Consider the following 10,761-nt stretch of genomic DNA (forward strand, 5'->3'; position numbering starts at 1 on the left):
CCATGAACACGGACGATGTGCTCCTCGACGTCCAGGGGCTGTCGGTCGAGTACGCCTCGCCCGGCGCGACGCCGGTCACCGCGGTCGACGACGTCTCGTTCACGCTGCGACGCGGCGAGTTCGTCGGCCTCGTGGGCGAGTCGGGCTCGGGCAAGTCGACGCTCGGCTTCGCGCTGACCCGCCTGCAGAAGCCGCCGGCGCGCATCAGCGAGGGCCGCATCCTCTTCGCCGGCCGCGACATCCGCGACCTCGACGCCGAGGGCCTGCGCCGACAGCGTCAGGGCGGCTTCGCCATGGTGCTGCAGTCGGGCATGAACGCGCTCAACCCGGTGCGGACGGTCGGCAACCACTTCCGCGACATCTTCGCGGCGCACGGGCACGTGCCGCGCGACGACCGCGATGCGCGGGCGCGCGAGCTGATCGGCAAGGTCGGACTCGACCCGTCCGTGCTGGCGCGCTACCCGAGCGAGCTGTCGGGCGGCATGCGGCAGCGCACGTCGATCGCGCTCGCGCTGTCGCTCGAGCCGCAGCTGATGGTGTTCGACGAGCCGACCACGGCCCTCGACGTGCTCGTGCAGCACGCGGTCATGGACACGATCAAGGACCTCCAGCACTCCGAGCACTTCACGGCGATCCTCATCAGCCACGACCTCGGCATCGTCCTCGAGGCGACCGACCGCGTCATGGTCATGCACGAGGGGCGGATCGTCGAGGACGCGCCGAGCCTCGACATCCTGCACCGCCCGCAGGACGAGTACACGCGGATGCTGCTGAGCCACTACGCCGACCCGCGGGCCGAGTCCATCTCGATCCCTGGGTTCGTCGATCTCGGGACGCGCCGCCGTGAGGGCCGGGCGCGCACCGACCTGACCGAGACCCTCCCGACCGTGTCGCAGCGCGACACGCGACGCGCGGATGCCGCGATCGTGGTCGAGGGCGTATCCAAGCGGTATCCCGCCCCGCGCCGGGGCGAGCAGCCGGTCACGGCCGTCGACGACGTCTCGTGCCGTCTCGAGCCGGGGGAGGCGCTCGCCCTCGTCGGCGCCTCGGGGTCGGGCAAGTCGACGCTCGCCAAGCTCATCACGGGCGTCGAGAAACCCACCGAGGGCACGGTGCGCTTCGGCGACCTCGACGTCGCGTCGCTGCGCCGGAGCGGACTCCGGGACCTCCGCAAGGACGTCCAGATGGTGTTCCAGGACCCGTATGCGGCACTCAACCCGCTGCACACGGTCGAGTACGCGCTGAGCCGGCCGATCCGCAACTACACGCCGCTGCGCGGCGATGAGGCGAGGGCCCGCGTGCTCGAGCTCCTCGAGACCGTCGGCCTCACGCCGGTCGAGCAGTTCGCGGCGAAGCTGCCGCATCAGCTGTCCGGCGGCCAGCGCCAGCGCGTGGTGATCGCCCGGGCGCTCGCGAGCGACCCTCAGGTGCTCATCGCCGACGAGCCGGTGTCGATGCTCGACGTCTCCCTCCGTGCCGGCGTGCTGGCGCTCCTCGAGGATCTCCGCGAGAGGTGGGGGATCAGCATGCTCTACATCACGCACGATCTGCTGAGCGCACGGCTCGTCACCGAGAACATCCTCGTGCTCAACAGCGGACGGGTCGTCGAGCGCGGCGAGACCTCCCAGGTGCTCCAGCATCCCGAGGACCCGTACACGGTCGAGCTGCTCGACGCCGTGCCGAACCCGTCCCGAATCTCGAAGTAGAAAGGAGCGCACACGTGCTCACATTCCCCGACGGCTTCCTCTGGGGCGCTGCGACCGCAGCCCATCAGGTGGAGGGGAACAACACGACCAGCAACTGGTGGGCCATGGAACACGCTCCGGGCTCGCCGATGGTGGAGCCGTCCGGTGACGCCGCGGACCACTTCCACCGCTACCCGGAGGACATGCGCCTGCTGGCGGACGCCGGGCTGAACTCGTACCGCTTCTCGGTCGAGTGGGCGCGCATCGAGCCGGAGCGCGGCTTCATCTCGCGGGCGATGCTCGACCACTACCGCCGCATGATCGACACGGCGCGGGAGAACGGCCTCGACCCGACCGTCACGCTGATGCACTTCACCGTGCCGCAGTGGTTCCAGAAGGACGGCTTCTGGCGGGCGTCCGACGCGGTCGACCTGTTCTCGCGCTACGTCGAGACCGTGCTGCCGATCCTCGACGACGTCACGTACGTGTGCACGATCAACGAGCCGAACATCGCCGCGATGCTGGCCGGGGGAGAGGATGCGGCGAACCTGGTCGCCTACGGTCTGCCGAACCCCGACCTCGGCGTCGCCGACACCCTGCTCGCCGCGCACAGGCGGGCGTCTGAGATCCTGCACTCCGTCCCCGGCGTCCAGGCCGGCTGGACGATCGCCACGCAGGCCTTCCACTCCACCGGCGAGCCCGGAGCCGACGAGATGCTCGCGGAGTACGGCGACCCGCGCGACCACTGGTACCTCGACCAGTCCGCCGGCGACGACTTCGTCGGGGTGCAGGCCTACACCCGCACGTTCATCGGTCCGGAGGGGCCGCGTCCGGTCTCCGCGGATGTCGAGACGACGCTCACCGGGTGGGAGTTCTTCCCTGATGCGCTCGAGCTCGGCGTGCGCAGCGCCTGGGAGCGCAGCGGCGGCGTGCCGGTGCTCGTGACGGAGAACGGCATCGCGACGGCCGACGACACCCGCCGCATCGCCTACACGCAGGGTGCGCTCGAAGGACTGCACCGCGCGATCTCCGACGGCATCGAGGTGAAGGCGTACCAGCACTGGAGCGCGCTCGACAACTACGAGTGGGCGAGCGGCTACGCGCCGACGTTCGGGCTCATCGGCTTCGACCCCGAGACGTTCGCGCGCTCGCCGAAGCCGTCGCTCGCCTGGCTCGGCGAGGTCGCACGCCGCAACGGCCTCTGATCCGGGCGGCGGATCGCGGGGTTACGCTCAGACGATGACCCACGCGATCCGCACCCGGCGCGGCGGCCGGATTCGATCGGCAGCCGCCGGGCTGAGCGCGGCCGTCGTCGCCGTCGGTATGGGAGAGCTCGTCGCGGCGGTCGTGGAGCCGAGCGCCAGTCCGTTCGCGGTGATCGGCAGCGGACTGATCGACCTCGCCCCGAGCTGGGCGAAGGACGCCGCGATCGCACTGTTCGGCACGGGGGATAAGGCCGCGCTCCTCACGGGCATCGCCGTGGTGCTCATCGGTGTCGCGGCGCTCGCCGGCATCCTCGAATCCGGCCGCGCGGGAGTGGGGGCCACGATCCTCGGCGCCCTCGGCGCGCTCGCCCTGGTGGCGGCGATGATCCGTCCGGGGGCAGGGCCGTTCGCGTGGCTCCCGGGCCTCGTCGCCGGAGTCGTCGCGATCGTGGCGCTGCGGCTGCTCATGCGCGTCGTCCATCCAGTCCCGTACCTGCGCTCCGAAGACGCGGAGCGGCGGCGATTCCTCCTCTGGACCGTCGGCGTCGCGGCCACCGGTGTCGCGGCGCTCATCGTCGGCAGCGTCGCACGCGGCGCGACCCGGTCGATCGAGGCCGTCCGCGCGGCTCTGAGACTCCCGTCGCCGGAGCGCCCCGCAGCCGCCGTCGCGTCCGGGGCCGAGCTGGACATCCCCGGGCTCGCCCGCGTGGTCACGCCGAACGCCGAGTTCTACCGCATCGACACGGCGCTGATCGTCCCGCGCATGGACCCCGCCGACTGGTCGCTCCGGATCCGCGGGATGGTCGAACGCGAGATCGAGATCACCTGGGACGAGCTCCTCGCCCTGCCCCTGCAGGAGTCGCACGTGACGCTGGCGTGCGTGTCGAACGAGGTGGGCGGCGACCTGATCGGCAACGCGCTCTGGCTCGGCCATCCGATCCGCGAGCTCCTCGAGCGCGCCGGTGTCGACGCGGACGCGGACATGGTGCTGTCGCGGTCCGTGGACGGCTTCACGGCATCCACGCCGCTCGAGGCGCTCACCGACGATCGCGACGCGCTGCTCGCCGTCGGCATGAACGGCGACCCGCTGCCCCTCGAGCACGGTTTCCCGGTGCGCATGGTGGTGCCGGGACTCTACGGATACGTCTCCGCGACGAAATGGGTCACCGAGCTCGAGGTCACCCGGTTCGATCGGGCGACCGCGTACTGGACGGACCGCGGGTGGGCGGAGCGCGGACCGATCAAGCTGCAGTCGCGCATCGACGTGCCGCGCCGGGGCCAGCGGGTCGAACCGGGCGACGCCGTCATCGCGGGCATGGCGTGGCAGCAGCACGTGGGGATCGACGGCGTCGAGGTGCGGATCGACGAGGGCCCCTGGCGCCGCGCGGAGCTCGCGACCGCGATCTCCGACGACACGTGGGTGCAGTGGCGCCTCGACTGGACGGCGGAGAGCGGCGCGCACACGATCGAGTGCCGGGCCCTCAGCGCCGCGGGCGAGACGCAGACCTCCGCCCCGGCCGGAGTGGTCCCCGACGGCGCCCAGGGGTGGCACCGCGTCGAGGTGAGCGTCGGCTGAACGCCGCGGACGACGGCGTAACCACGCCCGGTATCCCGCCTAGAATCGATCCCATGCCCGCAGGCGACTCGTTCTACATCACCACGCCCATCTACTACCCGTCCGACGTGCCCCACATCGGTCACGGGTACACCTCGGTGGCGGTCGACGCGCTCGCGCGCTGGCATCGTCAGGGCGGGGACGACACGTGGATGCTGACGGGCACCGATGAGCACGGGCAGAAGATGCTCAGGGCCGCCGCCGCGAACAGCGTCACGCCCCAGGAGTGGGTCGACAAGCTCGTGACCGAGGCCTGGTTCCCGCTGCTGAAGACGCTCGACGTCGCCAACGACGACTTCATCCGCACCACGCAGGAGCGCCACGAGGAGCGCGTGAAGAAGTTCGTGCAGGCGATCTACGACCGCGGCTACATCTACGCGGGCGAGTACGAGGCCCTCTACTGCGTGGGATGCGAGGAGTTCAAGCCCGAGTCCGAGATCCTCGACGGCACCGGACCCTTCGAGGGCCTGAAGGTCTGCGCCATCCACTCCAAGCCCCTCGAGCTGCTGCAGGAGAAGAACTACTTCTTCAAGCTCAGCGAGTTCCAGGACCGCCTGCTCGAGCTCTACCGGACGCAGCCCGACTTCATCCGCCCGGAGTCCGCGCGCAACGAGGTCGTGTCGTTCGTGCGGCAGGGGCTGAAGGACCTGTCGATCTCGCGCTCCGCGTTCGACTGGGGCATCGAGGTGCCGTGGGATCCCTCGCACGTCATCTACGTCTGGGTCGACGCGCTGCTCAACTACGCGACCGCCGTCGGCTACGGCGACGACCCCGAGACGTTCGAGCGCCGCTGGCCGGCGTACCACGTGGTCGGCAAGGACATCCTGCGGTTCCACGCGGTCATCTGGCCCGCCATGCTGATGGCGGCCGGCGTCGACGTGCCCAAAGGCGTGTTCGCGCACGGCTGGCTGCTCGTCGGCGGCGAGAAGATGTCGAAGTCGAAGCTCACCGGCATCGCTCCGACCGAGATCACCGACGTCTTCGGATCCGACGCCTACCGCTTCTACTTCCTGTCGGCGATCGCGTTCGGCCAGGACGGCTCGTTCTCCTGGGAGGACCTCGCCGCCCGCTACCAGGCCGAGCTCGCGAACGGCTTCGGCAACCTGGCGTCCCGCACGACGGCGATGATCGAGAAGTACTTCGAGGGGATCGTGCCGCCGCCCGCCGAGTACCTCGAGCAGGACCTCGTGATCCAGCGGCTCGTGGCCCGCGCCACGACCGATGCGGATGCCGCGGTCGATCAGTTCCGCATCGACGAGGCCATCCGCGCGATCTGGACGATCGTCGACGCGCTGAACGGCTACATCACCGAGAACGAGCCGTGGGCCCTCGCGCGCGACGAGGCCCAGCGCGAGCGCCTCGGCACCGTGCTGTACACGTGCGCAGAGGGTCTGCGGGCGCTGGCCGTGCTGCTCTCGCCCGTGATGCCGCAGTCGACCGAGAAGCTCTGGGTGGCACTCGGTGCGGCCGAGAGCATCGGCCGTCTGCAGGATCAGCCGATCCGCGAGGCCGGCGCGTGGGGCGCTCTGCGTCCCGGCACGAGCGTCAACGGACTCGCGCCGCTCTTCCCGCGAGTGGAATCGACTGCATGACATATGTCCAGGCCAGGGACGGCGACGGGCGCAAGGACCTGCGGTACCCCGCAGCTCCCGAGCCCCTCGCCGTGCCGGTGTACGACAACCACGCCCATCTCGAGATCCTCGACGGCGACGAGCCGCTCTCGCTGACCGAGCAGCTCGACAGGGCTGAGGCGGTCGGGATCGCCGGCGTGGTGCAGGCCTCCGGCGACATCGAGTCGTCGCGCTGGGCCGTCGAGGCCGCGGCATCCGACGGCCGTGTGCTGGCCGCGGTCGCCATCCATCCCAACGACGCGCCGGCCTACGCCGAGGAGGGCCGCCTCGACGAGGCCCTCGCGGTGATCGACGAGCTCGCGGCGCACCCGCGCACGCGGGCGATCGGCGAGACCGGGCTCGACTTCTTCCGCACCGAACCCGAGCGACGGGCGCCGCAGTTCGAGTCCTTCGAGGCGCATATCGCGCTCGCGAAGAAGCACGGCATCGCGATGCAGATCCACGATCGCGACGCGCATGACGCGGTGCTGGAGACCCTCGCGCGCGTGGGCGCTCCCGAGCGCACGGTGTTCCACTGCTTCTCGGGCGATGCGCAGATGGCCCGCATCTGCGCGGATGCCGGCTACCACCTGTCCTTCGCCGGCAACGTCACATTCAAGAACGCGCAGAACCTGCGGGACGCGCTCGCCGTGACGCCGCTCGACCGCATCCTCGTCGAGACCGACGCGCCGTTCCTCACGCCGACACCTCTGCGCGGCCGTCCGAACGCGCCGTATCTCGTGCCGATCACGGTGCGGTTCATGGCCGCGGAGCTCGGCATCGAGGTCGATGAGCTCTGCGCCCAGCTGGCGACGAACACCCTGCGCGTCTACGGCTCGTTCGCCTCCTGAGGGATGATGGAGCAATGACCGTCACCCTCCTCGGCGCCACCGAGATCCGTCGCCTCGCCGCCGAGCTCGACGTTACCCCCACCAAGAAGCTGGGGCAGAACTTCGTCGTCGACGCCAACACGGTGCGCAAGATCGTGCAGGCGGCGCGGGTGCAGCCGGGGGAGCGCGTCGTCGAGGTCGGTCCCGGTCTCGGATCGCTGACCCTCGCGATCCTCGAGGCGGGTGCCTCGGTGACCGCGGTCGAGATCGATCACCGTCTGGCCGCCCGACTCGCGCAGACCGCGGACGAGCACGGCGTCCCCGCCGACAGGCTGACCGTGGTGGATGCCGACGCGCTGCGCGTCACGGAGCTCCCCGGCGAGCCCGAGGTGCTGGTCGCGAACCTGCCGTACAACGTGTCGGTGCCGGTGCTGCTGCACTTCCTCGAGAGCTTCGCCTACCTGAAGCGCGGCGTCGTGATGGTGCAGGCCGAGGTCGCCGAGCGGCTGGCGGCGAAGCCGGGCTCGAAGATCTACGGCTCGCCGAGCGTGAAAGCGGCCTGGTACGGCGAGTGGAGGCTCTGCGGCACCGTCTCACGGCAGGTGTTCTGGCCCGTCCCGAACGTCGACAGCCTGCTCGTCGGATTCGACCGCTCCGAGGGCGAGCGCGGATCCGAGGACGAGCGTCGACTCACGTTCCGGATCGTCGACGCGGCCTTCAACCAGCGGCGGAAGATGCTGCGTCAGGCGCTCTCCGGGCTGTTCGGCAGCTCCGCCGCGGCATCCGACGTGCTGATCGCGGCGGGCGTCGCGCCGACCGCTCGCGGTGAGGACCTCACGGTCGACGACTACCACCGTGTTGCGCAGCACGTCGCCGCGGTCGGCGCACCGGTCGGCACGGACTAATCTGGCACCGTGACCGACTCCCCCCGCTTCCGTCCGAACGTCCCCGAGCTGCACCGGCCCTACGCGGCCGACGAGAGCCGCTACCAGCAGTTCGACTACCGCCAGGTCGGCACGTCGGGCCTGTACCTGCCGCCGATCTCGCTCGGCCTGTGGTGGAACTTCGGCGACAACATCCCGCTCGACAACCAGCGCGCGCTGCTGCGCCACGCGTTCGACCGCGGCATCACCCACTTCGACCTCGCCAACAACTACGGCCCGCCCTACGGCTCGGCCGAGAAGAACTTCGGGCGCATCTTCTCCGAGGACTTCCGCCCGTACCGGGACGAGCTCATCATCTCGTCGAAGGCGGGCTGGGACATGTGGCCGGGGCCGTATGGAGACTTCGCGAGCCGCAAGTACATCCTCGCGAGCGCCGAGCAGTCGCTGACGCGCATGGGCCTCGACCACGTCGACATCTTCTACTCCCACCGGGCCGACCCGGTGACGCCGATCGCCGAGACCGTCGGCGCGCTCGACACTCTCGTGCGTCAGGGCAAGGCGCTCTACGTGGGCATCTCGTCGTACAGCGCGGAGCGCACCGCCGAGGCCGTCGCGGTCGCCAAGGATCTGGGCACGCCGCTGGTGATCCACCAGCCGGCGTACTCGATCCTCAACCGCTGGGTCGAGGACGGACTCACCGACACCCTCGAGCAGTCCGGCCTCGGCGCGATCGCGTTCACGCCGCTCGCGCAGGGGCTGCTCACCGACAAGTACCTCGGCGACGGCACGGCCGACCGCGCGCAGAAGCGCGGCTCGCTGCCCGACGCCCCGCTGACGGATGCCGCGGTGCAGACCCTCCGGTCGCTGAACGAGATCGCGCAGGAGCGCGGCCAGTCGCTCGCGCAGCTCGCCCTGCAGTGGACGCTGCGCACCCCGGTCGTCGCATCGGCGCTGATCGGCGCCTCGCGTCCCGAGCAGCTCGACGAGAACATCGCGGCGGTGAACGGCCCGGACTTCACCGCCGATCAGCTCGCGCGCATCGACGAGCTCGCCGGCTCGATCGACGTCGACCTGTGGGCCACGTCCACCGAGCTGTGACGGACGCCCCTCGATGAGCTTCGCCGCCCCCGCCGAGTCCGTGCACGTGCGCGCGCCCGGCAAGATCAACGTCTATCTCGGCGTGGGCGGCCGGCACGACGACGGGTACCACGCACTGGCGACCGTCTTCCAGGCGGTGTCGCTGTACGAGGACGTGATCGCCCGGCGCGCCGACGACTTCTCGATCACGGTGTCGGGCGTCGACGACCCCGACAGCGTTCCGCTCGACGACCGCAACCTCGCGATGCGCGCCGCCAAGCTGCTCGCGACGGCGGCGGAGTACGACGGCGGCGTCGCGCTGGAGATCCGCAAGAGCGTCCCCGTCGCCGGAGGCATGGGCGGCGGCTCGGCCGACGCCGCGGCGGCCCTCGTCGCGTGCGACGCCCTGTGGGGCACCGGCTTCTCGCCCGCGCGTCTGCACGAGCTCGCCGCCCGACTCGGCGCCGACGTGCCGTTCGCTCTCCACGGCGGCACGGCGGTAGGCACCGGCCGCGGCGACCAGCTCAACCCCGCCCTCGCCCGTGGGCGCTTCGACTGGGTGCTCGTGCCGAGCGACCAGGGGCTCTCGACACCGCTTGTCTACGGGCGTCTCGATGCTCTGCGCGAGGCGGAGGGGGCCCTCGCCGACGACCCGCCCCTCTCGCTCGACGTGCCGATCCCGGTGCTGCAGGCCCTGCGCTCGGGCGACCCCGAGCTGCTCGCCGAGAGCATCTACAACGATCTGCAGGAGGCCGCGCTCAGCGAACGGCCGGAGCTCGAGACGACGATCCTGCGCGGCATCCACGCGGGCGCGCTGCAGGGCATCGTGTCGGGCTCGGGGCCGACCGTGGCGCTGCTGTGCGCCGGCCCCGATGCGGCGCGCGCGGTGCAGGTCGAGCTCCGCGGCCACGGGCTCGACTCGCTGCACGTGCACGGGCCGGTGGCCGGCGCGCGCATCGTCTCCTGACCCCTCCTCTCTAGGGGTTCCCTCCGTACCCGCGTCACAGGAGACCCCCTTTCCGCTTCTTCTTCGGTGAGGGCGCGTTCATGCGCCCTCGAACACCGAGGAGAAGCATGCTGGATCGACGATCCGAGACCCGTTCGCCCGCACGACGTCGCTGGACAGGAGTGCTGCTGGCCGCAGTGCTGGCCGGCTCCGCCGTCGCACCCGTGCTCGGGGGAGCGCCGGTCGCGGTCGCGGCGACCCTGAGCGGTGTGGTCAACACGTATCAGAAGGTCTCGGCGATCTCGGGCACCACCGTCACCGTGACCGGAGCCACGCGCGGCGCGACGACGCCCTTCGCGGTCGGCGACCGCGTGATGCTGATCCAGATGACCGGCGTCTCTCCGGCGCAGCCCGGGTCGAACATGGGCAACTACGACACCGCGACCGTCAAGGCCGTCGCCGGCACGAGCATCACCCTGTCCGCGATCACGCGCACGTACTCGCCGGCGAGCGAGGCCGTGCAGCTGGTCCGGATGCCGTACGACGCCGGCACCACGACGGTCGGCGCCGCGATCACCCCCGCTCCGTGGGACGGCTCGACGGGCGGAGTCGTGGGCATGGCGGGCGGCACGCTCACGCTGAACAGCGCGATCGACGCGAGCCGCACCGGATTCACGAGCACGCTCACGCCGACCACGGTCGTCGCCCCGAGCCTGTCGACGGGCCCCGGGGCGGTCAGCGGTCGCGGTCAGAACGGCGGTGCCGTGAGCGTCCCCGAGCACCAGCCCTCGATCCGCGGCGGAGGCGGGGGCGGTCTCGGCGGCGGTGGAGGCACCGCCGGACCCGAGCTGTACGGCGTCGTACGGCATCCGGACCAGCTGCACGGCCTCGCTCGCCGGCGAGTACGTG

Annotated in this window: 8 protein-coding genes and 1 pseudogene; all 9 read left to right on the forward strand. The window is 71.0% G+C overall.

From position 1 onward, the window contains the following. The first annotated feature begins 2 nt into the window (after positions 1-2). The gene (locus tag A4X16_RS07410; RefSeq protein WP_157560024.1) at positions 3-1,706 is read left to right on the forward strand and encodes an ABC transporter ATP-binding protein; all 1,704 of its coding nucleotides are present in this window, start codon (positions 3-5) and stop codon (positions 1,704-1,706) included. A 14-nt stretch (positions 1,707-1,720) separates the two neighbouring features. Continuing rightward, the gene (locus A4X16_RS07415; RefSeq protein WP_067118675.1) at positions 1,721-2,890 is read left to right on the forward strand and encodes a glycoside hydrolase family 1 protein; all 1,170 of its coding nucleotides are present in this window, start codon (positions 1,721-1,723) and stop codon (positions 2,888-2,890) included. 34 nt (positions 2,891-2,924) lie between these two features. Next, the gene (locus A4X16_RS07420; RefSeq protein ID WP_067118678.1) at positions 2,925-4,466 is read left to right on the forward strand and encodes a molybdopterin-dependent oxidoreductase; all 1,542 of its coding nucleotides are present in this window, start codon (positions 2,925-2,927) and stop codon (positions 4,464-4,466) included. 53 nt (positions 4,467-4,519) lie between these two features. Continuing rightward, positions 4,520-6,097: a methionine--tRNA ligase gene (gene metG / locus A4X16_RS07425; protein WP_067118681.1), complete on the forward strand. Its 1,578-nt coding sequence runs from the start codon at positions 4,520-4,522 to the stop codon at positions 6,095-6,097. Beyond that, complete coding sequence (locus tag A4X16_RS07430) at positions 6,094-6,966, forward strand: TatD family hydrolase (RefSeq protein ID WP_067118684.1); 873 nt, start codon at positions 6,094-6,096, stop codon at positions 6,964-6,966. Before metG ends, A4X16_RS07430 begins: the two co-directional genes overlap by 4 nt. Before the next feature lie 14 nt (positions 6,967-6,980). Continuing rightward, positions 6,981-7,850 carry a 16S rRNA (adenine(1518)-N(6)/adenine(1519)-N(6))-dimethyltransferase RsmA gene (gene rsmA, locus A4X16_RS07435; RefSeq protein ID WP_067118687.1) on the forward strand — a complete coding sequence of 290 codons (870 nt, stop codon included), beginning with the start codon at positions 6,981-6,983 and terminating at the stop codon, positions 7,848-7,850. Positions 7,851-7,859: 9 nt separating this feature from the next. After that, a complete protein-coding gene (gene mgrA / locus A4X16_RS07440) occupies positions 7,860-8,927 on the forward strand; it encodes an L-glyceraldehyde 3-phosphate reductase (RefSeq protein WP_067118689.1) in 1,068 nt (355 codons plus the stop codon). 13 nt (positions 8,928-8,940) lie between these two features. Beyond that, positions 8,941-9,873 (forward strand): 4-(cytidine 5'-diphospho)-2-C-methyl-D-erythritol kinase, encoded by a 933-nt coding sequence (locus tag A4X16_RS07445; protein WP_067118692.1) that lies wholly within the window; start codon positions 8,941-8,943, stop codon positions 9,871-9,873. Between the two features lie 107 nt (positions 9,874-9,980). Beyond that, positions 9,981-10,761, forward strand: a pseudogene (locus tag A4X16_RS07450) (hypothetical protein); the annotation flags it as partial.

It is taken from the genome of Microbacterium sp. H83 (assembly GCF_001650405.1).
Lineage (GTDB): Bacteria > Actinomycetota > Actinomycetes > Actinomycetales > Microbacteriaceae > Microbacterium.